We start from the raw sequence: 22,083 nt of genomic DNA on the forward strand, positions 1-22,083 counted from the left end.
AGTAGTTTTTTGAGTATAGAAAATTACAAATCTCGCCCTAATATTTTTAGAAAGGAAAAGTAATTATGTACTATAAAGATATAGATTTTGAGAAAAAATGGCATGAGTATATTGAAAGTAAAGAAGGATATGCAAGAGAAAGAGCTTTTGATGATGAAGCGGAAAGAAAGTTTTTTAAAAAATTATCTCATAAATATGATGATAGACCAACGCTTTATGATTATTCAAAAGAAGTATTTAATTTTGTAGATAAGTTAATAGATGAAGGAAAAAATCTTATAGAAATTGGTGCAGGTACCGGAAAATTTACTATTCCACTTTCTAAGAAATGTAAAGGTATAATTGCTAATGATTTTTCAATAGATATGCTTAATGTGCTTGAAGGAAAGGCTAGGGAACATAATATAACTAATATAGATACAATACAAGGAAAATGGGAAGAGATTAATGTTGGGCATAGTGATTATATTTTATCTGTGAATTCTCTTTATCGAATTTGGGATATTAAAGATGCTTTGAGTAAGATGGATAAGCTAGCTAAAGAAAAAGTGATTATAGTGAGAACTATTCAAAAACCATTATTTAATGATTTGTATATGGATTTAGGTGATAAAGATAGAACTTGTCCAGATTATATATACATTCCAAATATACTACATTCTTTAAATATATGTGCAGATATAAAGTTTATTGATGTAGAAAATGAAATTGAATTCGATAGTGTAGAGGATATACTTTTTAAAATGGAAACAGAATTAAATAAAAAGATTAACTTTAGCGATATGTTGGATAAGTATATAGACAATATAATAGAAAAAAGAGAAAACAAATATATTTTTAAACATAAAACTAAAGTTGTAATTATATACTGGAATAGTATAAGCTAGATTTGTTAATATTATGGAAGCATATAAACTCTTCTGAAAATATTTACAATCTCGACATATTATGCTACAATTATTTAGAATAAATAAAATTTAATAAGAATTACCTCATCTAATAAAAAGATTGAGGTAGAGGTCGCATTTACTAAGATTAATATTGAAGAGGTCGGAAGCCAATGAAGCAATATAAAAGGAGTAAGTGCCGAAGTGCTAGTGTCCAAATCTAGTGCTGGGGCTGTATTTAATAAGTACAGTACTGTCATCAAAATTATCCCGAATTTTGATGGAGAGCTATCTTAACTAAGATAAAGGGAAGATGTAGGTATATTGTATTTAGCGCATTCAGCTCAACATGTATCCATGTTGAGCTTTTTTACATCTATATAAAATAGGATAGAAAAGGAAAGCAATAATAAAATATTTTAATTTTAAAAGTGGGGGAGATTAAAAATGAGCAGTTTAAAAAAGAAAAAGTTTACTATGCCACAGACACTTACTATAATATTTTTACTAATAGTAGTAATGGCAGTTCTTACTTGGATAGTACCAAGTGGAAATTTTGAAAGGGTAGATATAGATGGAAGGTCGGTTGTTGTAGCTGGAACTTATGAAAAAGCAGCATCAAATCCACAAGGAATTACTGATGTATTTACAGCACCTATAAATGGATTTATAGATGCAGCTGAAGTAGTTGGATTTGTTTTGATAGTTGGAGGAGCTTTTGGAATAGTTAACAAAACAGGAGCTATAGAAGCTGTTATAGCTCATACTGTAAATAAAATGAAAAGATTCCAATTCTTAATAATACCTATATCAATGATTCTATTTGGATTAGGTGGAACAACATTTGGAATGAGTGAAGAAACACTACCTTTTTATATGATATTTATTCCACTCATGACCAGTATGGGATATGATTCATTAACAGCAGTGGCTACAGTATTTATAGGAGCAACAGCTGGATTTGGAGCAGCTACTACTAATCCTTTCTCTGTAGGAATAGCACAAGCATTGTCACAAATAACACCAGGTTCTGGGATAGAGTTGAGAGTTGTTATGTTTATAATATATATGGCTATATCTATAGGATTTGTTATGATGTATGCCAATAAAGTTAAAAAAGACCCTAAGAAGTCTTTAGTACATGGTATATCATTGAATCAAGAATCAATGGCTAATACTGATACAAACATAAAAGAATTTACAAAAAGAGAAGCTATGGTAATAGCAATTTTCACAATAGGTATGGCAATTATGATATATGGAGTTTTAAAGCTAGGATGGTACATAACTGAAATTGCAATGATATTTACAGCTATAGGTATAATATCAGGAATAGCATCAGGGCTTAAACAAGATGACATAGTTAATTCATTTATAAGTGGAGCAGGAGATTTAATGACAGCAGGGCTATGTATAGCATTTGCACGTGGAATAGTAATAATAGCAGAAAATGGATTTATAATAGATACAATTTTAAATTCTGCCGCAAATTTATTAAATGGACTTCCAAAGACTATATTTATAAATTTAACTTTCTTAATAGAAGGTTTAATAGCATTTTTTATACCATCTGCATCAGGACTTGCATCACTTACAATACCTGTACTTGCTCCACTTGGAGATTTAGTAGATGTATCTAGACAAATGATAGTTACAGCTTATCAATTTGGTATAGGTGTAACTAACTTAATAACACCTACATCAGGTGTTTTAATGGGAGCACTAGCAGTAGCTAATATTCCTTGGTCAAAGTGGGTTAGATTTGTAATGCCTTTAATGGTAGTATTAACAATTACTGTAATGGTGTTTTTAACAATAGGATTATTTGTTGGATTCTAATAGGAGGTATATTATGATTGAAAGTATAAAGAAAAGAGCTTATGAGATAGAGAATGAACTGGGAAAAGAAATTGAAGAAGTATGTGATTTTATATTTAACAATCCAGAACTAGGAGAAGAAGAATATATATCATCAAAGTACTTGGTAGATAAAATGAAGGAATATGGATTTGATACAACTTATCCATACTGTAATATGGATACTGCTTTTAGAGCAGAACTAGGGGATAATGATGGTCCAACTATAGCATTTTTAGCTGAGTATGACGCATTGCCTGGATATGGAGAAAATAAAGAACCAGGTCATGCTTGTGGGCATAACTGGATTGCTGCATCTACATTAGGAGCTTGTATAGTACTAAGTAAGTTAAAAGAAAATTTTAAAGGAAAAATTGTACTAATAGGAACACCAGCTGAAGAAACAACAGGAGGAAAGTGTGATTTAGTTAAGGCAGGAGCTTTTGATGATGTTGATGTAAGTTATCAGATGCATATAGAAGCTTTTAATAACATAAACTGCAAGGCTTTGGCAATAGATTCAATAGAGTTTAGTTTTGAAGGGGTATCAGCACATGCAGCTAGCCATCCTCATATGGGTGTTAATGCATTAGATGCAGTACAACTTACTTTTGCAGGAATAAATGCACTAAGACAGCATGTAAAATCAGATGTTAGAATACATGGGATAGTTTCAAATGGAGGAGAAGCTCCAAACATAGTTCCAGAAAAAGCTGCCTGTGAATTTTTCGTAAGAGCTGCTGAAAGAAGTTATTTAGATGAAGTAACTAAAAAGGTTATAAACTGTGCAAAAGGTGCAGAGTTAATGACAGGAGCTAAACTTTCTTATAGATACTTTGAAAATTCTTTTGACAATATAATAAATAATAAGGTGCTTCAGAATATAACAAAGAATAATCTAATTGAGGCAGGTATAACAGATATATTAGAAGGAAAAGAAGGTCCAGTAGGTTCTACAGACATAGGAAACGTAAGCCAAGTTTGTCCTACTATGTATACGGAAATAGCTCTAGACATAAATCCAATGGTATATGTTCATGAAAAAGAGTTTCTAAATTATGCAAATTCTGAGGAAGCTTATGATAAACTTCACAAAGCAGTAAAGGCAATGGTAGGATGTGCATTAGAAATTTACCTAGAAGATGGGCTACTTGATGAGATTAAGAAAAATCATTTGAATTAATTTAAATTAAAAATAAGATAAAAAGGTATTACCAGAAAGTTGGTAATACCTTTTTATTTTTTGATAGGAGTCATGTTTTTGTAGATTCTATAGCTAAAGTTATATTATTTATCTAATCTTAATCATATAATAATATTTCTAGTTTAAGGTTAAATAAAAAATAAGAAATCTATCAATTTGGCATAACTTTTGCTTTATATAAGTTAAAAGATTTTGAACTATATTAGAACTATTAAAATTTTATATAATATAAACAAAAGAAAGGATAGATTTATAATGAAAACAATAGCAGTAGTAACTGATGGATTATCTAAATTAGAGTGTTTTTTAAATAAAAACCTAAAGCTGATATTTAAAGATAAAGTAATAATAAAAAACTATTATTTAAATAGAATAACAGAAGAAGAATCGATAAAAGATGACATAATATTAGTAATGATAGATGATAGAGTATTGAAAATAAAAAAATATGTAAAAGATGTCTCAAAGATAATAATTATAAATAGAACTATAAAGCAAAAGGATATATACAAGTTATTTTCATTACCAGAAGGAATAGATGTATTAGTAGTAAATGATAATAAGCACACTGTATTAGAAACAATATCTAATTTATACAATATAGGAATAAATCACTTAAATTTCATACCATATAATCCTAATGAAGAATATAGAAATATTAAGATAGCTGTAACACCAGGAGAAGCAGATTTAGTTCCAAAATATATTGAAGAAGTTATTGATTTAGGGCATAGGTATATTGATAGTTCAACATTTATTCAAATAATAGCAAAACTCAAACTGGATGATAAGGAAATTACTGAGAGGCTAATTAAGTATACAGATGAAGTGATTAGTTTATATTCAGGAATAAATACTAAATATAAAGAACTTACTATAAAAGCAGATGAATTGAATTCTATAATAAACTTATCAAACCTAGGTATGGCAATGATATCAGAGAAGGAAAATGTAATTATTTGTAATAATAGCTTGAGTGATATACTAGATATTAAAAATGATATTATAGGAAAAAATATAGATGAATTAGAGAATGAAAATATTAAAAAGATTTTTAGATTAAGTAAGGCACATGATGAAGTTATAAAGTTTAATAATAAATATTTAAATGTAAATAAGTATAATATAGAAAGTTTTGGAAGGGTGACTGGATATTATTTTTGTATTCAAGAAATAACTTACATAAGGAAATTGGAACAAAACCTATCAAAGAAGCTTAGAGAAAAGGGACAAGTTGCTAGGTATACCTTTGATGACATAAAAACAGTATCAGTAAAAATGGAAAGAACTAAAGAGCTAGGTATGAAAATAGCGGAATCTGATTATACAGTTCTTATAACTGGAGAAAGTGGAACAGGAAAAGAACTTATGGCTCAGTCTATTCATAATGCATCACCAAGGCATAGTCAGCCATTTATAGCGATAAACTGTGCAGCTATGCCAGAAAACCTACTTGAAAGTGAACTTTTTGGATATGAAGAAGGTGCTTTTACAGGTGCTTTAAGAGGAGGGAAAAAAGGTTTATTTGAGCAAGCTAATAATGGAACTATATTTTTAGATGAAATAGGAGACATGCCCATATATTTACAAAGCAAATTACTTAGAGTATTACAAGAAAATCAAGTCATGAGAGTTGGGGGGGAAAATGTAATAGACACTGATGTAAGAGTAATTGCAGCTACAAATAAAAATTTATTAGAAATGATAAAAAAAGATAGGTTCAGAGCTGATTTATATTATAGGATAAATGTATTGCCTATAAACATACCACCTTTAAGAGAGAGAAAAGAAGATATAGAAGTTATGCTAAAGCATTTTATGAAAAGGAAGAGGGAAATTAGTCAAGATGTTAAAGACATTATTAATTCATATGAATGGCCAGGGAATATAAGAGAATTAAAAAATACAGCTATGTATATTAACATTATGAGTTCTGAACATGTTATTTTAATTAATGACTTACCTCATAATTTACTAAATATAACTGAAGACTATAGTAAAGAAATAAGTACATTAAAAGATAGAACATCTATAGAAAAAGTAAGATTAGTAATGGAATGCTTAAAAAATGCCAATAACCTTAATAAAAACATAGGTAGAAATGGTATTGTTAATTCAATAAATGAATTAGGTTATAGTATAACAGAAGGTGAGGTAAGGGGAATACTTAATATACTTAAAGAACTAGATTTGATAATATGTGAATCAGGTAGAAAGGGAAGTGAGTTAAATAGAAGAGGAAAAAATATATTAAATAGTATTTAATAGGTTAATAAAAAGGAAAGTATGAATGCCTATTTTGCCTATTAATTAGAATTAACACTATTCAAAAAGTCGAATTAAATAGGATTAAAATAAAATATAAATCAATAGAGTGATTTATATAACTGATTCCTTAGAAAAAGTATTTTAAAAATAAATTAGAATTTTTAAACAATTAAAATATTGGTATGCTACTTGCTCTTTAAGAGAGAAGTAGCATTTTTTATTGTTCATAAATAATTTAAGGGGTGAAGAAAGTGATTAAAAAGAAATATCCAGTAATAGGAATATCAGGAAACTTATTAATTGATGAAGGGGGGATGTTTCCTGGTTATGAAAGGGCTTATGTAAATAATGACTATATACAGTCAGTAGCTATGTGTAAAGCTATACCATATATTGTACCAATTGTATATGATGATGAGATTATAAAGGAACAAGTATCAAATATAGATGGACTTATACTATCAGGAGGACAAGATGTAAATCCTCTTATATGGAAGGAGGAACCTCATAATAAGCTAGGTGCAATATCACCTAAAAGAGATGTTTTTGATATGAAGTTATTAAAGTATGCTTTAGATATGAAAAAACCAGTGTTAGGTATATGTAGAGGTGAACAAATTATAAATGTAGCTGAGGGAGGGAGTTTATATCAAGATTTATCTTTAATTGAAGGAGCTTACATAAAACATAATCAGCAACATTTATCTAATATACCTACACATACAGCACAGATAAAAGAGGGTACAAAGTTGTATGAAATATTAGGAGAACAAGAAATCCTAGTTAATAGTTTCCATCATTTAGTTGTCAATAAGGTAGCTCCAGGATATATTGTTTCAGCTACTGCTAAAGATGGTTTAATTGAAGCTATAGAAAAGGATGGGAATGAGTTTGTAATAGGCATACAATGGCATCCAGAAATGATGACTAAGGATTGTGATAATATGAAAAAAATATTTATGGCGATAGTTAAAGAAGCATCTAAAGAAAAATAATTATAACTATATTTTAAGTTGAGTTTGGAGGAATAACAATGAAAAAAAGTGTTAAGTTAGGTTTCTGGAGTATTGTATTATTAGGGATTAATGCAATAATAGGGTCAGGTATATTTGGCTTACCTGGAGATGCATATACAAGTATAGGTCCAGCGAGTATCTTAGTATTAGTTTTTTGTATGTTTTTAGCTGTCTCTATTGCTTTATGTTTTGCTGAAGCAGGGAGTTGGTTTGATACTGATGGAGGGCCGTATCTTTATGCAAAAGAGGCCTTTGGAGATTTTATTGGGTTTGAAGTTGGATTTATGAAGTGGATAGTTAGTATGATTGCTTGGGCAACTATGGCAAACTTTTTTGCAGTCACACTATCATCTATATGGCCTCAAGCAGCAGAGCCACTTATTAAAAATATAATAATTGGTATATTAGTTGGAGGGCTTGGGCTTATAAATTTTATGGGAATGAAGCAATCTAAGCATTTAAACAATATAATGACTATAGGAAAATTATTACCAATAGTTTTATTTATAGCTGTAGGTTTATTTTTTATAAAAGGCTCTAATTTTACGCCATTTATAATAATACAAAAAGGTCAAAGTACATCATCAGCTTTTGTAGCAGTATCAATAACTTTATTTTATGCTTTTACGGGGTTTGAATCTTTAGCTGTTGCAGCAAAAGATATGGAAAATCCTAAGAAAAATGTACCTAAGGCATTAGTAATGGTAATGTTTGTAGTATCAGTAATATATATGCTTATATTGGGGATAAGTATAGGTGTATTGGGAGATGGATTAAGAGGGTCAGCGACTCCTGTTGCAGATGCCGCTATTAAAATGTTAGGTCCTATAGGTGGATATATAATTACAATAGGGACTATAGTATCTGTTGGAGGAATAAATATTGCATCATCTATATTTACACCAAGGTCTGCGGCTGCTTTGGTCGAGCAAGGATTAATGCCTAAGTCTATAAGAAAAACTAATAAAAATGGAGCTCCATATATAGCAATTATAGTTTCTGTTATAGGAACTTTATTAATAGCATGGTCAGGGTCATTTACAACACTATCTCAAATAAGTGTTGTATCTAGATTTATTCAATATATTCCTACCTGTCTAGCTGTATTAATATTAAGGAAGAAGTATGCTGGTAAAGACATAAACTTTAGGATACCTGGAGGAGCGATTATACCAATATTTGCAGTAGCTATAAGTATAGTATTATTGATAAAAGCAGGTATTGATGAACCAATGAAGATAGTTTGGGGACTAGGTGGTATGGTAATTGTAGTTCCTATATATTTCTATATGACTAATGTATATTCAAAAAAATATAATGATATTGAAGTCAAGTAATTCTTATAATTATTAGAGAATAAAATTATAAAGATTGTAATAAATTTTCTATCTATAAATTGGATGTATAAATATAATCGTGTGTAGTTTTTGGAATTTTATCTCTAGTATTGAAATTCACAAAGGGCTATATTTATAGATATTTTATAAGGATTCTTTTAAATTTATGATAAGTGGTATAGCATTTTGGTGTTATACCGCTTTTTGTATAAATAGTTTTATTTTTTTACTGCTCTAGTTGCGTAAAATGATGGAATATTAAATTCATGAAGATTACCAGAACCATTTGTATCTTGATAAATATCTGTTAAAATAAATTCTGCTTGTAGTTGTCCACCTATTTGTTCTTCAATTGTATGAGAAAATTGAATTCCCCAATCATTTTGGATTGATTCATCATATATATTTTTATTTTTTAAAGGATTAAATGGAAGCCTATATTGGAATTCTGTTCCTTCTTCATTAAATACAAAATTGATGCCATTATCAAGTCCAGATAAAAGTATGCCACCTTTTTTTAGTATACGATAACACTCTTTCCAAATTGGTAATACATCTTCTACATAACAATTAGAAACTGGATGAAATATTAAGTCAAAACTTTCATCTTTAAAAGGTAGTGGCTTTGCCATGTCAGCTTGTACAAGTTCAATAGAATACTTTTCCCTTTCTGCAACCTTTTTTTCACTTAATAATTGTGAAGTTGAATAATCTAAAACTGTACATTGAGCTCCCAATGTAGTGAAAATTGGCATTTGTTGTCCGCCTCCAGACGCTAATCCTAGTATTTTTGTATTTTTCATATCACAGAACCAATTTTTCGGAACGGGTTTAGTGGGTGTCAGTACAACGGACCAATCTCCAGCTTTGGCTCGTTCAAAAACTTCATGACTGATAGGTTGTCCCCATTCCCAGCCTTCTTTATTCCATTTATCAAAGGTCTTTGAGTTTATTTCTGTATATTTAGATTCCATAGTTTTATCCTCCTAAATTATGATTTGACAACTTGCTAATTATGATAAAGTATAGCATATTTCTAGTAAGAGCTGGATGTAAACAAGAAACTGTATGTACAAAGAAAGGAGTAGAGTATAAAATAGAATGTAAATTAAAACTTATAAATTTTTATTTTTAAAATAAGGAGTAGATAAATATGAAAATATTAATTTCTATAGATTCTTTGAAAGGCAGTTTATCTTCAATTGAGGCAGCAAATGCAATAAAAAAGGGGATATTAAAAGTTGAAAAAGATGCAAAAGTAAAGATATTGCCACTTGCAGATGGTGGGGAAGGAACAGTAGACGCTTTAGTACAAGGTATGAATGGTGAAAAAGAAACTATAGAAGTCACTGGACCAATAATTACGAAAGTAAATGCGACATATGGATTATTAAAAAGTACAAATACAGCAATAATAGAAATGGCTCAAGCATCAGGATTAACATTAGTTCCAACTGAACTTAGAAATCCTTTAAGCACCACAACTTACGGTGTTGGAGAAATAATAAAAGAAGCAATAAATAAAGGCTATAGAAATTTTATAGTTGGAATAGGTGGAAGTGCTACTAATGATGCTGGGGTAGGTATGCTTCAAGCTTTAGGATTTGAGTTTTATGATGAAAACAACAACTTAGTAGGGTTAGGTGGAAAAGTTTTAAATGAAATAAGACATATAAAAATAGATAATAGGTTAAAAGAATTAGATAAATGTAGCTTTAAAATAGCTTGTGATGTGAATAATCCACTGTTTGGTAAAAATGGAGCAGCGTACATATATGGACCTCAAAAAGGTGCAACACCAAAAATAATTGAAGAGTTAGATAATGGCCTTAGAAATTTTGCTAAGATAGTTAAAAGTGATTTAGATAAAGACATAGCCAATATAGAAGGTACTGGAGCAGCAGGTGGATTAGGTTTTGCATTTTTAGCGTTTTTAAATTCAAAATTAGAATCTGGAGTAAAAATAATATTAGAAGAAATTAAAATAGAGAACGAGTTAAAATGTGCAGACTTTGTAATAACTGGAGAAGGTAAATTGGATAATCAAACAGCTATGGGCAAAGCACCAATAGGAGTTGCAAAGATGGCTAAAAAAAATGGGGCAAAAGTAATAGGTTTGGCTGGAGCAACGACAGAAGATGCAGTTAAGTGTAATGAAGAAGGGATAGATGCTTATTTTTCTATAGTAAATAGGGCTATGACCATAGAAGAAGCAATGGATAAGGAAACGGCAAGTAATAATATGACTGCCACAACAGTACAAATATTTAATCTTATAAAGGTATTAAAAAGTACTAAATAAAAAGACTGACATAGCTAGGGTTTGATATTGAAATAAGTCCTTTAGAGGATATATTAATCCATATTGAAAATAATTTTAAATATTCATAATAAGCTACTTGCAGGCTAAAAAATTTGTAATTACTCAATCTTAGTGATTAAGTAATTACTTTTTTATTGCAAAATAACATAGTAATTACAGAATAAATTAAAGTACAAAATTATAATATTATAAATTTATACTTATAGACATTGACTAAATCATGATTGTGTATAAAAATAAGTAGTTAAGAGGAAATATATTATTATATTACTTGATAAATTTAGACAAAAAACTTATATACAAGGAGAGAAAAAATATGATAATTGAGCTAAACAAAAGTAATTCTGAAAATCTAACGAAAACGGAACTTGAAATAATTAAATTTATAAATCAAAATGAGTCAATATTATCAGAATTGTCCATAGTAGAGATTGCTCATGAAACATATTCGTCTCCAGCAACTGTTTCAAGAGCAATTAGAAAATGTGGCCTAAATGGATTTAATGAACTTAGATACAGGTTGACAGTAAAAGATGAAAATAATGATATACACAATATGGGGGATATAATAAACAAGTCTTTTATAGAAGCACAACGAGTTATAGAACAAATATCCTTAACTACACTAATTAATATAATAAAAACTATAAATGAATCTAGTAAGATATACGTCTTAGCAAGAGGTCTTACTGAATATGTAGCAAAAGAGTTTAGCCTTAAGTTACAATTACTTGATTTTAATGTGTTTTTTATAAATGACCCTAATATAATGAAAATAAAATCTAAATCAATGAAAGAAGATGAACTTATAATCATATTTTCGTTGAATGGAAACACTAAAGAACTTGTAGAATCAGCACAAAATGCCAATTTAAGTGGAGCCAAAGTTATAACATGTTGTTGTAGTGAAAATGCAAAACTTATAAACTATTCTGATTTATATATTGTAGGATATAAACATTATCATATCTCAATCTCTGAGTATGAAGTGTCATCTAGGTTACCATTGTACATTATATCTAGGATAATTATAGATTATATGGTCAAATATAATAATTCTGAAAATTAAATTGAAAAAGTCTATGAAAATCTATTTTCTTTTTATGAAAAGATTTTCATAGACTTTTTTATTATAATGAAAACATACACAGCAGAAGCAAGGGGGAAGACAATGATATATACATTAACCACGAATCCAGCAATAGATATGAACATATCTACTAACGGTATAAAAAGTAAATTAGTAAATCGTACATCAAATGCTACATATTCTCCTAATGGAAAAGGTTTAAATGTGACATTTGTACTAGGTTATTATGGTATAGAGTCCAAGATATTAGGTTTTTTTGGAGGATTCTCAGGAAAATATATAGTTGAAGAAAGTGAAAAGAAAGGGTTTGATGTACTACCTACCTGGGTAGAAGATACTACTCGTATAAATATATTTTTAAATGATGGAAATGATGAGTTTAAATTTGTAAACTCTGGGTCATATGTAAATGCAAAGCAAAAGCTAGAAATGATAGAGAAGATAGAGTCATTAGAAGATATAAATTACTTGTCAATAAGTGGAAGTTTACCACCTGGTATTGATGATAATTACTATGAAGATATATTTGAGATTTGTAAAAATAAAAATATAAAAACAATACTTGATATAAGTTCACCGAAATTAAAGGAGTTATTAGATTATAATCCATACTTGATAAAACCAAATGATGAAGAAATCAAAGATATATTTGGAATTATTGTAAGAGATGAAGAGGATATTAAGGATGTGCTTAAGTTACTACATTTGAAAGGAGCTCAAAATATATTACTAACTTTAGGAGAAAAAGGTTCTTATTTTTACAATGGAGAAGCAATTTATTATGCTAGTGCTCAACCAGTTACAGTTGTTAGCTCTGCATGTGCTGGTGATTCTGCATTAGCTGCTTTTTTAAGTATATGGTTGGAAAATCCAGAAGATATTGAAGAAGCATTGAAAAGGTCTGCTGCAACGGGTGCAAGTGTGGCTGAAAGTAATGGTATCGGTAGTTTGGCGAATGTAGAAGAGTACATAAAAAATATAAAAGTCAGAAAGGTGGTATAAAAATGGGGAGAAAAATAATCCTTGGGGTAACAGGTTGTCCAACTGGAATTGCACATACATTTATGGCAGAAGAAGCATTAAAAAAATCAGCTAAAGAATTAGGATGTGATATAAAAGTTGAAACAAATGGAGCCATAGGAGTAGAGAATAAATTAACAGCAAAAGATATCGAAATGGCAGATGCAATAATAGTTGCTTGTGATAAAAACGTTGATATGGATAGATTTAATGGAAAACCAGTAATAGAGGTGCCTGTAAAAGAAGGTATACACAAAGCTAGTGAGCTTATACAAAAGTGTATTGATGGTAAAGTAGCAGTTAGAAAGGGAAATACATCAAGTAGCAAATTTACAGAAGAAGGGAATTTGTCGTTTGGTCAAAAACTATATAAAGACTTAATGAATGGAGTATCTCATATGCTACCTTTAGTAGTAGCAGGTGGAGTGCTAACTGCTATATCATTTTTGTGGGGGATTTACTCATTTGACCCAAATTCAGAACAGTATAATCAGATAGCAGCTACATTAAAATCTGTTGGTGGATATTCTATGAATTTGATGGTTCCTGTATTAGCGGCGTTTATAGCTCAATCTGTATCAGGTAGACCTGGTATGTTGGCAGGGCTTGTTGGAGGAATGATATCGTTTGACACAGGTTCAGGGTTCTTAGGTGGAATTATATCGGGATTTTTGGCAGGTTATGCAGTTAAATTATTTGTGTACTTATTGAGAAAATTACCAAGACAGTTAGAAGGACTTAAATCTATTTTTATAATTCCTATAGTCAGTGTGGGTGTTGTTGGTATATCTATGTTGTTACTTGGGGGACCATGTTCAGCTCTTAACAATGCTATGATGAATTTCCTTTCAGGGTTACAGAACTCAAGTCCTATAATCCTAGGATTAGTAATAGGATGTATGTCAGCATTTGATATGGGAGGTCCAGTAAATAAAGCAGCATATGTGACTGGAACTATGCTTCTAGGTCAAGGAAACTACTTATTTATGGCAGGTGTATCTGCAGCTTGTATAACACCACCATTAGTAATAGCTATAGCATCTACTTTATTTAAAAATAGATTTACAGAAGAAGACAGAGCGGCAGGATTAATTAATTATATACTAGGTAGTACTCATATAACTGAAGGAGCGATACCTTTCGCGGCAAAGAATCCACTGAAAGTGTTGCCAGTACTTATGATTGGGTCATCAATATCAGCGATTTTAACTTACATAATGAAAATAGAAGTACCAGCTCCACATGGAGGATTTTTAGTCTTAGGACTAGTAAATAAGCCACTTTTATGGGTAGGATGTATACTTGCAGGTTCATTAGTAGGAGCAATACTTTATATGATAGTTACACCTAAGGTAGTAAATAACAATAATACTATAGAAAATACAGATGAAATTAAAAATGAATATAAAAATGAATATAAAAATGAATATAAAAATGAAATTACAAAATCGGAAAACGTATCTAATAACATCTCTTTGTATAACGAAGAAACAGTAGTTTTAGATGTTAAAGGAAAAAATAAAACAGATGTAATTGATGAAATGGTTGAAATACTTGATAAATCAGGTGTTCTTCTAGATAAAAATAAATTTAAAGAAGAAATTCATAAGAGAGAAGAAATATCATCTACAGGTTTTGGTATGGGCATAGCGATACCACACGCAAAAACAGATGCAGTAAAAGTACCACGAGTAGCAGTTGGTGTATCAAAAGAAGGGTTTGATTTTGAATCAGAGGATGGAAGCCCAGTACATCTTATATTTATGATAGCAGCTACAGACAATGGTGATAATTTACATTTAAAGACATTGTCTCAACTATCTGCAAAACTAATGGACGAAGAATTTTTAAATGAGTTAATAAATAGTAAGACAAGCATAGAAATAGTATCAAAATTAAATAATGAAGAAATTAAATCATTATAAATATATAGGAGGATGAATTATGGCATTAGTGACAACTAAACAAATATTATTAGATGCACAAGAAGGGCATTATGCAGTAGGAGCATTTAATGTTGAAAATATGGAGATGGTTATGGCAGTAATAGAAGCTGCTGAAGAACTTAAATCACCTGTAATACTACAGACAACACCTTCAACAATAAAGTATGCAGGATTGGATTATTATTTAGCAAATGTAAAGGTTGCATCAGAAAAGGCAAGTATTCCTGTGGCTATGCACTTAGACCATGGTTCAAGTTTTGGACTAGCAATGCAGGCACTTAGAGTTGGATATACTTCTATTATGATTGATGGTTCTCATGAAAGTTACGAAGATAATATATCAATATCTAAAGCTGTTGTAGATGCATGTACACCTTCAGATATACCTGTTGAAGCTGAATTAGGTAAAGTTGGAGGTAAGGAAGACGATTTAGATGGTGGTGATGGTGGAGCATATACAGACCCACTACAAGCAAAAGAATTTGTAGAGAGAACAGGGGTATCATCTTTAGCAGTAGCAATAGGCACAGCACATGGGTTATATAAGGGAGAGCCAAAGCTTGATTTAGATAGATTGTCTGAAATTAGAGAGGTTGTATCAGTTCCATTAGTATTACATGGTGGGTCAGGGATACCAGATGAGATTATTAAAGAATCTATAAAAAGAGGAATTTGTAAGGTTAATTATGCAACAGAGTTAAGGATTGCTTATAGTAATGGGGTTAAGGATGTGCTTAATTCTGACCCAGAGGTAATTGACCCTAAGAAATATGGTAAAAAAGGTCTAGATTCGGTTAAAGAATTTGTTAAGAGTAGGATGGAAGTTTGTGGATGTGTAGGAAAAGTAGTAGGGGCAGTGGAGTGTTAATAAAAGAAAATAATAAGTAGGATTAATGTAAGGGTTCTATCATAGAACCCTTATTTTATTTTTTGATTAATAAACTGGATAGTCAAAACAATCTAAATACTACCTAATTAAGTTGTTAATATTAAAAATTAATAAAAATATTATACAAAACGAGTAGATGACTTCATTATAAAGATTAATAAGTCAGATGTGATAAATTACTTATTAAGACGAGCTAGATGTATTTCTACTATATTGGCTTATAAAACCTTTAGGCATTTTACATATAAAATATACCACCATAATGCAAGATAAAGGCTTGTCTACTATATTGCTAAGTATTCTTGGAAAGAATGCAGCAGTAAATATCTTCTGACCAGACTGAACTAAAAAACCGACTAATAAATCAGCACCACTTCCACTTAAACCACCAAACAATAAAACTGAAATAGGAGTACCAATTAAAGGACAAACAACAGATAGAATTAGTCCTGTAATAATAGCCTCCTTATAACCAAAACTTTTTTCTTAGAAATATAACCAACGATAAGACCAAGAACAATATTTACAAGGGCAAAAGGTATATTCGTAGGGCCTGATATAACTCCTAAAACCAAGTTTGTACAGCCACCAATAAGAGCACCCCAAAAAGGCCCTAATACTACAGATCCAAGCACAGTACAACCGTATCTAAAAATAATAATGGTATATTTATCATAGATATAGCTATACCTAAAACAATGTTAATAACTATACACATTGAAGAAAATGTTATTTTCTTAGTATTCAATTATAATACCTCCTAAAAAAGTGTATATATTTATCATAGTATAGATTATAAAAGATTACTAATTGTATATTTCTATATAGAATACTATAAATATAGAGCAAATGAATAATATAATTATCAAAATATGTAGTATTATTAAAAGTGAGAATACTTAAGGAGAATATTATGAAAAGAAACAGAGAGATTGTAGTAGTTTGCCATTGTATATTAAATTGTAACTCTAAAGTAGAGGGTCTATCAGAGTTTAAAGGTGCACAAAGTATAACAATAGATTTAATAAATAATGGATATGAAATAATTCAATTACCATGTCCAGAGATGATTTTGTATGGAATAAATGGGTGGGGACATGTAAAAGAACAGTTTGACAATTTGTTTTTTAGAGAACAATGTAGACAAATGCTAATACCTTATATAAGACAGTTTGATGAATATTTAAAAAATAATTATAATATAAAAAGTATCATTGCCGTAGATGGTAGCCCAAGTTGTGGATATAACAAGACCTGTAGTTCTAAAAATTGGTTTGGTGAATTAAGTGGTTGCAAGGATTTGATGAATAAAATAAATGATATCCAAATGGTAGAAGAGAAAGGTATTTTTATAGATGAGTTAGAAAAATTACTTAATGAATATAATTTAGAAATACCTATAGTTGGATTTGACGAACTTAGAGAAGATAAGTAAATATATTAAGGATATATTATAAAAGCTTACTATCTTATCTAAAAGAATATTAGATAGCTATAATAATATAAATTCAGATTCAAAAACTTCATATAAATATTTGTAATAGAAGCTTTTATATAAAAGGGTGATTATTCTGAAGAAGGAGAATAATCACCCTTTTTATGAATTTATATAGTAACCTAAAAATTGAAAAATACATAAGTTTAACCCCAGTTGTGTCTCCCAAATACCCACTTGTGCTATAAATATTGAACGTAGAATGCCTTAATGCTATTTTGTATTTAAGATAACTCAATTAAAAAAATAGTATATTTGTTGGAGTAATTATATAAATGTTGATTTATATAATTATCTTAAAGTCATATGGAATGTACATGTATATGATTAAAACTATAAAAAATAAAACAGTTATATTCTAAGGAGGGTAAAATGGGTATTTTACAAATAAAAAACCTAACTAAAATATATGGAAAAGATGAAACAGAAGTTAAGGCATTAAATAATATAAATATAAAAATAAACAAAGGTGAATTTGTTGCAATAATAGGCAAGAGTGGAAGTGGAAAGAGTACATTATTACATATAATGGCTGGTCTTGAAACTTCAACAAGTGGACATGTAATTATAGAAGATATAAATATCTCATCTCTTAATGAAAAACAACAATCTATTTTACGGAGAGAAAAAATAGGTTTAATATTTCAATCATACAATCTAATTCCTGCTTTAACAGTTGAGGAAAACATAAAATTACCAACAATAAATATCAATAATAAAAATGATAATTATGTTGATGAATTAATGCTATTACTAAGTATAAATGATAGAAAAGAACATCTACCACATCAACTATCTGGTGGACAGCAACAAAGAGTAGCAATAGCAAGAGCACTTATAAACAAGCCATCAATAATATTAGCAGATGAACCTACTGGTAATCTAGACACTAAAAGTGAATCTGAGGTTTTAAATTTGCTAAAAAAATCTCAGAAAAAATACAATCAGACAATAATAATGATAACTCACAACATGAATATTGCTAAGTATGCAAACAAAGTGATAAAAATAGAAGATGGAGTTATAAGAGAGTAGATGTAGCTATGGACCTAAAAAAACTAGCAAGAAAATATATGATAGGAGATAAGAAAAATACATTATTAATAGTTATAAGTATTGTAATTTCAACTGCATTATTTTTAGTAATGAATATAATAAGTGAAGATGTTAGAAATTTAATGATAAATCAATCTAAAAAAGAGTTAGGTACAAAGGATGTTATATACTTTGAACCATCACCATAATAATATCAGTATTAAAACCACTATATTACAAAATACAGTAAGTTATGATAAAAAAACTTTAAAAGAGATAGAAAATATAAATGGTGTTAAAAAAGTAAATGCTCATAGAAATAAATACTTTATCACGATGAATAGTATCGAGAATATAAATAAAAAATCAAAATATTGGAAGAAAAATAAAGATGCAATAGAACAGAATATCCATATTGAAAATGGAAAAAAGATAATGCCAAGTTTTATTGAGGTTTTAGAAGTTGAAGATAACGATATATTAAACAAGGTATTAATAGAATGTAAAGGAAATTTAAGTAAATTTTAACAAGTAGTTGTATAGTTATGAATCTTAACTGATTAAATAAAAACTAGGGAGTATTCTCTAGCTTTTATTTTAAAGTGGAAGACTAAAGATGCAAAGTAAGAGGCCAAAGATACTAAAAAATTAATTTAAATTACAACAAAGCGCCTATATTTGAATAATAAATCCAAAATAGGCACTTTAAAATTATTGTAACCAGAATGGCATATCTACAAATGGAGTAAATTCATCAAATAAGTCCAAATAATCTTGGGCTTTTTGTGGTTCATTACATTTTGCTAGACCATTTTCAATAGCTTCAATAATATTAACTTCTTTTGTTATTAGCTTTGCCCATATTTCTTTGGAAGCATCAATTGAAACATCAGCTTCTATATCACTATCTTGACCATGTATTTCAATAATTCCTCTACGTAACTCTAAATTAAACACTTCATTAGTATCAGTTACACATGCTAGTAGTGTCATATGAACAGCAGAACTTTTAGGACCATTTAGCTTAACTTTGAAAGATTCAAACATAGCTTTGGATGTTAGACCTATAAATGAATTTGAAAAAGGAGGGAATCCTGCATTGGCTCCACCTTGTTTTACTATCTGTTCAAAAGTTCCATCTAATGCCATTGCACTAGTTAGATACCAATTACGCCAAGTGGCATTCTCTGTTTGATATCCAAGCATACGAACAGCAGATGCCTTAAGGCTTCTAGCTTCCATATCGTTATTATTTATACGGATAGGATAGTTTAATATTTCTGCAGCCCATTCATAATCTTTGTCATCGATAGCCTTTTTAGCTTCAGTTAATATTACTTCACGACCACCCATAATTTTTATATATTTTTTAGCTGCATCTTTAGGATAAATAGGATTTAATTTACTTGCTTCACCATTAAACCAGCCTATATATTGGTCATAAACACCTTTAATGCCTTGTTTAAAAGTTCCATAAAATTCACCTAAACGTTCTCTTTGAAATAGATGCGGGGGAAGTTGTCCTAATTCATTTATTGCATAATCAGGAGTATATCCCATATTTATAAGTCTAACTGTTTGGTCATGAGTATACTGTATAGCATCTCTATAGTCTGTTAGAAGAGAAGTACATTCATCTTTACCATGTAGTGGTCTCATATGAGTTCCAACTAAATAATGTGGTTGATAATTACGAATTTTATCAATTCCTGCATACCATTTCTTAGCATCGCGAACAGTACCTCTAACAGTATATATGTTAGGAAATATTTCGCCTTGAACAGCATCTCCAACAAACATTATCTTTTCTTTAGGTAAAAATACACATACAGCATCTTCAGTTTCAGCCTCACAGTGGAATAACTCTAAATCAACACCTGATATAGTAATTTTCAATCCATTTTCAACAGATACAAATGTGTTTGGTGTAATAAATTTATTAGAACCTTTAGATAAAACAGGTCCACAACCTAAGTTAACATAGCCATGTTCTCCTTTGGGAAGTATAGAACCATACATCCAAACAGCTCTTCCCATTCTAATATCTAGTAGTTCCCCACTAGCTTGAGAGAAATGTTTTATAAATGTTTCATCGACAATAACTAAAACTTCTTTATTTTGGCTTTGTTCTTGACTTACACAGACACTCATACCGCCCCAATGGTCACCATGATTATGAGAAACTATGACTGCTTTGACTGGTTTATCAGTGATTTTACGAAAGCCCTTCATTATTTCTTCCATCATTTCTATAGTTTCAGCTGGGTCTATGATTATAATGCCATCAGTTCCTTCAATCATAACTGGATAAGATAATCCAAATCCAACAGCACTATATACATTTTCACCTGTTTTATAAATTTTTTGTTCCATTGTTTTAGAATGTTCTGTCAATCTAGGATTAACAAACTTCGATTTTTCAGTATAAGCGAAATTACTCATAGACATAACTCCTTTTAAATATTAAAAATTTTATTAGTTTACTCTAGTAACAACAGGAGGTAACCATTTACCACAAATAGCATCTATCAAGTGTTAGGTACTTCTATTATTACAGGTTCTTTACGTAAGTCAAGCCAAGCTGTTGAGTATGTAGTATCATTGTTTGGTGCTGGTATAAACGATGTTTGTGGTGATGCTACAGTGGCAGTATGAGCAAATTCATTAAAATTTGTTAATTTAGTTTGGGGATTCATAATCTGTGTATATAGCAATTCATACATACCTACTATTGGATATCCATATATATAAGTATTTTTAACTATTTTAAGTAAATCATTCTTATTCATTGAGAATTCCTCCTTTAAAATAACCTTACTATGTTCCATGAACATGTTATTATTACAAACAACATAACAGCATTATAAGCAATGATTAATTTTGCCTTACTTATTTTTTTATTAATAGCAGTACCTAACAACCCACCTAAAACTGCAGCAAGTATTATGCATAATAACATTGATATATCAAGACCTAAAGGAATAGAGTTTGAAATTAATAGAGTTATTATTTTTGAAGCTTGAGAGAATAGTATCAGTATTATTGAGTTAACAGATGCGTTCTTTAAATCCATCGAGAAAAACAACGTCAGGGCTGTTATGTTTATAGGACCACCACCTATTCCTAAAAAAGATGAAATCATTCCTAAAGTATATCCAAGTAAAATTATAAATATACGATTCTTTATATGGAATTGTTTTTTATTAGGTAGATTTATGTATATTAATATAGATATTAATAAAGTAAAAAGAAGTCCATTCTGAATTATTTTTACAAGTTTATCTTTGTTAATAAATTCAACTATAAATTCAAATATTTCAGTACCAATTAAACCTCCTAAAATTGCTCCACTTCCAAGCAATATAGTTGTTGGTTTTTCAAATTTAGTTTTATATCTAATATGTTTAATAACAGCTGAACAAGACATAGTAAATACAGCACAAGTTGATAAAAAACTTATAACTGAAGCATCTAGTGTAGTTACTGCATCTAGAACTGGTTTTATAATAATTCCTCCACCAAGTCCAGAAATTGCTCCTACAATAGATGCAATAAATCCTACGATGAAAAATATCATATGTGTTTCTCCTATCCTAAAGTTTTATGCTAATTTTATTAATAGTAAGTATGCCCTAAAACAGTAAAATAATTTATTTTTAATAAGGGTTAAATTTGAAATAATTCATATATTTTTACAAATACTATTATCTATAATG

At 29.5% G+C, this 22,083-nt stretch carries 19 protein-coding genes, 1 pseudogene and 1 riboswitch; of the genes and pseudogenes, 15 read left to right on the forward strand and 5 right to left on the reverse strand.

All coding sequences use genetic code 11. From position 1 onward, the window contains the following. Nucleotides 1–65: 65 nt before the first annotated feature. From IR151_RS07295 to IR151_RS07320, 6 genes are all read left to right on the forward strand, one after another. A complete protein-coding gene (locus IR151_RS07295; RefSeq protein WP_227433859.1) occupies nt 66–887 on the forward strand; it encodes a class I SAM-dependent methyltransferase in 822 nt (273 codons plus the stop codon). Between the two features lie 119 nt (nt 888–1,006). Next, nucleotides 1,007–1,186: riboswitch (Lysine riboswitch) on the forward strand. A gap of 148 nt (nt 1,187–1,334) precedes the next feature. Further along, a complete protein-coding gene (locus tag IR151_RS07300; RefSeq protein ID WP_227433860.1) occupies nt 1,335–2,726 on the forward strand; it encodes a YfcC family protein in 1,392 nt (463 codons plus the stop codon). Between the two features lie 13 nt (nt 2,727–2,739). Continuing rightward, complete coding sequence (locus IR151_RS07305) at nt 2,740–3,927, forward strand: M20 family metallopeptidase (protein ID WP_227433861.1); 1,188 nt, start codon at nt 2,740–2,742, stop codon at nt 3,925–3,927. A 276-nt stretch (nt 3,928–4,203) separates the two neighbouring features. Beyond that, a complete protein-coding gene (locus IR151_RS07310; protein ID WP_227433862.1) occupies nt 4,204–6,213 on the forward strand; it encodes a sigma-54 interaction domain-containing protein in 2,010 nt (669 codons plus the stop codon). Between the two features lie 245 nt (nt 6,214–6,458). Beyond that, entirely contained in the window at nt 6,459–7,211 is a 753-nt protein-coding gene (locus IR151_RS07315) for a gamma-glutamyl-gamma-aminobutyrate hydrolase family protein (RefSeq protein WP_255606356.1), read from the forward strand. A 38-nt stretch (nt 7,212–7,249) separates the two neighbouring features. Then, complete coding sequence (locus tag IR151_RS07320) at nt 7,250–8,569, forward strand: APC family permease (protein WP_227433864.1); 1,320 nt, start codon at nt 7,250–7,252, stop codon at nt 8,567–8,569. Between the two features lie 218 nt (nt 8,570–8,787). Here the strand turns inward: IR151_RS07320 and IR151_RS07325 are convergent, their stop codons facing one another. Further along, nucleotides 8,788–9,543 carry a class I SAM-dependent methyltransferase gene (locus IR151_RS07325; RefSeq protein WP_227433865.1) on the reverse strand — a complete coding sequence of 252 codons (756 nt, stop codon included), beginning with the start codon at nt 9,541–9,543 and terminating at the stop codon, nt 8,788–8,790. Between the two features lie 179 nt (nt 9,544–9,722). Between IR151_RS07325 and IR151_RS07330 the strand changes: the two genes are divergently transcribed. The 5 genes from IR151_RS07330 to gatY all read left to right on the forward strand — a co-directional run bounded on the left by IR151_RS07330 (nt 9,723) and on the right by gatY (nt 15,816). Continuing rightward, a complete protein-coding gene (locus tag IR151_RS07330) occupies nt 9,723–10,871 on the forward strand; it encodes a glycerate kinase (protein WP_227433866.1) in 1,149 nt (382 codons plus the stop codon). A 337-nt stretch (nt 10,872–11,208) separates the two neighbouring features. Beyond that, nucleotides 11,209–11,961 (forward strand): MurR/RpiR family transcriptional regulator, encoded by a 753-nt coding sequence (locus tag IR151_RS07335; protein ID WP_227433867.1) that lies wholly within the window; start codon nt 11,209–11,211, stop codon nt 11,959–11,961. Between the two features lie 102 nt (nt 11,962–12,063). Further along, entirely contained in the window at nt 12,064–12,984 is a 921-nt protein-coding gene (locus IR151_RS07340; RefSeq protein WP_227433868.1) for a 1-phosphofructokinase, read from the forward strand. Between the two features lie 2 nt (nt 12,985–12,986). Next, a complete protein-coding gene (locus tag IR151_RS07345; protein WP_227433869.1) occupies nt 12,987–14,927 on the forward strand; it encodes a PTS fructose transporter subunit IIABC in 1,941 nt (646 codons plus the stop codon). A 19-nt stretch (nt 14,928–14,946) separates the two neighbouring features. Then, complete coding sequence (gatY, locus tag IR151_RS07350; protein WP_227433870.1) at nt 14,947–15,816, forward strand: tagatose-bisphosphate aldolase subunit GatY; 870 nt, start codon at nt 14,947–14,949, stop codon at nt 15,814–15,816. A gap of 204 nt (nt 15,817–16,020) precedes the next feature. Here gatY and IR151_RS20440 read toward each other — a convergent pair. Further along, a pseudogene (locus IR151_RS20440) lies at nt 16,021–16,585 on the reverse strand (CD3073 family putative ECF transporter S component). Between the two features lie 165 nt (nt 16,586–16,750). Here IR151_RS20440 and IR151_RS07365 point away from each other — a divergent pair. From IR151_RS07365 to IR151_RS07380, 4 genes are all read left to right on the forward strand, one after another. Next, nucleotides 16,751–17,272 carry a CD3072 family TudS-related putative desulfidase gene (locus IR151_RS07365; protein ID WP_227433872.1) on the forward strand — a complete coding sequence of 174 codons (522 nt, stop codon included), beginning with the start codon at nt 16,751–16,753 and terminating at the stop codon, nt 17,270–17,272. A 432-nt stretch (nt 17,273–17,704) separates the two neighbouring features. After that, nucleotides 17,705–18,367 carry an ABC transporter ATP-binding protein gene (locus IR151_RS07370; protein ID WP_227433873.1) on the forward strand — a complete coding sequence of 221 codons (663 nt, stop codon included), beginning with the start codon at nt 17,705–17,707 and terminating at the stop codon, nt 18,365–18,367. An 8-nt stretch (nt 18,368–18,375) separates the two neighbouring features. Beyond that, the gene (locus IR151_RS07375; RefSeq protein WP_227433874.1) at nt 18,376–18,576 is read left to right on the forward strand and encodes a hypothetical protein; all 201 of its coding nucleotides are present in this window, start codon (nt 18,376–18,378) and stop codon (nt 18,574–18,576) included. Beyond that, nucleotides 18,560–18,895 (forward strand): hypothetical protein, encoded by a 336-nt coding sequence (locus IR151_RS07380; protein ID WP_227433875.1) that lies wholly within the window; start codon nt 18,560–18,562, stop codon nt 18,893–18,895. The genes IR151_RS07375 and IR151_RS07380 overlap by 17 nt, the downstream gene beginning before the upstream one ends. Nucleotides 18,896–19,078: 183 nt before the next feature. On the opposite strand, the gene IR151_RS07385 is transcribed toward IR151_RS07380, so the two are convergent. From IR151_RS07385 to IR151_RS07395, 3 genes are all read right to left on the reverse strand, one after another. Beyond that, nucleotides 19,079–20,809: an alkyl sulfatase dimerization domain-containing protein gene (locus IR151_RS07385; RefSeq protein WP_227433876.1), complete on the reverse strand. Its 1,731-nt coding sequence runs from the start codon at nt 20,807–20,809 to the stop codon at nt 19,079–19,081. Nucleotides 20,810–20,895: 86 nt separating this feature from the next. Then, entirely contained in the window at nt 20,896–21,156 is a 261-nt protein-coding gene (locus IR151_RS07390) for a DUF1254 domain-containing protein (protein ID WP_227433877.1), read from the reverse strand. A 14-nt stretch (nt 21,157–21,170) separates the two neighbouring features. Next, a complete protein-coding gene (locus IR151_RS07395; protein WP_227433878.1) occupies nt 21,171–21,944 on the reverse strand; it encodes a sulfite exporter TauE/SafE family protein in 774 nt (257 codons plus the stop codon). Between the last annotated feature and the right edge of the window lie 139 nt (nt 21,945–22,083).

Source organism: Clostridioides sp. ES-S-0006-03, from assembly GCF_020662275.1.
In the GTDB taxonomy this organism is placed as follows: Bacteria; Bacillota; Clostridia; order Peptostreptococcales; family Peptostreptococcaceae; genus Clostridioides.